Annotated in this window: 2 protein-coding genes; both read left to right on the forward strand. The window is 69.3% G+C overall.

Annotation, left to right across the window (positions count from 1 at the left end):
* Window positions 1-755 (forward strand): efflux RND transporter periplasmic adaptor subunit (locus AC30RD_RS09845; RefSeq protein ID WP_489494388.1); only part of this gene is annotated, 755 nt, incomplete at its 5' end.
* A partial coding sequence (locus AC30RD_RS09850; RefSeq protein ID WP_489494390.1) for an efflux RND transporter permease subunit occupies window positions 752-1,083 on the forward strand: 332 nt, incomplete at its 3' end. The genes AC30RD_RS09845 and AC30RD_RS09850, both read left to right, overlap by 4 nt.

Consider the following 1,083-nt stretch of genomic DNA (forward strand, 5'->3'; position numbering starts at 1 on the left):
CGCAGGTGGACAAGCGCCGCCTGAGCGCCACCCAGAGCCGCCTCGCCCTGTCCACCCGCGAGGCCAACCTGAAGGCCACGGCGGCGCGGCTGGAACAGATGCGGGCCAATGTCACGCGCCTCGAATGGGCAGTGAAGAGGGCGCGGCGCAACCTCGCCGACACCACCTTGCGCGCCCCCTTCGGCGGCGTCGTGGCGCAGGCGGCCTTCGAGAAGGGCCAGCAGGTGTCGCCCTCCGAGCCGCTGGTGACGCTGGTTTCCGGCGCGCCGCCGGAAATCCGCCTGGCCCTCTCGGAGCGCCAGTTCGGAGCATTGAGACAGGCCGGGGAGAAGCTCGCCGGGCGCAGGCTGGATGTCCTGTGGAGCACCACCGCCGGAATGGTGAAACTCGCAGCCGAGGTGACGCGCGTGGCCCCGGAGGTGAGCGAGGGCAAGGGTGTGGTGCATGTCTATGCCCGCCTGCTGGACGGGGACAGGGCGCGCGGGCTCAAGCCCGGCTCTTTCGTCGAGGTGAAAATGCCCGGGCCGCTGCTTGCCGGCGTGGCCCTGCTGCCCGAACAGGCGGTGTATGACGCGGCGCGGGTTTACGTGGTGTCGGGAGGGCGGCTCGAAACCCGCGCGGTGCGCCTGCGCGGGTTCAGCGGGGAAAAGGCCGTGGTGTCGGGGCTGAAGGGCGGCGAGATGGTGGTCGTCAACCGCCTGGCGGGCGAACACGCGGGCAAGAAGGCCAGGGTGCTGAACAAGGTATCGCCATGAGCAGCCCTCCTGTCACGCCCGTCCCCGGCATGTCGCCCTTCGCGGCGCTGGTGCGCTTTTTCGTTCATCACCGCACCGCCGCCAACCTGCTGCTGGCGGTGCTGGTGCTGGCCGGCATGTTGTCGCTGCAGCGGCTAAACACCCAGTTCTTCCCGAGCATCGACATCCCGCGCATATCGGTGAGCGTGACATGGGCCGGGGCGACGCCGGCGGACATGGAAAAGACGGTCATCCGCAATCTCGAGCCGGCCTTGCGCTTTCTCGACGGGCTGGACGACTTCACCGGCGTGGCGCGCGAGGGCTCGGCCTATATCTCGCTGACCTTCAA

The organism is Nitrosophilus sp. (assembly GCF_982775275.1).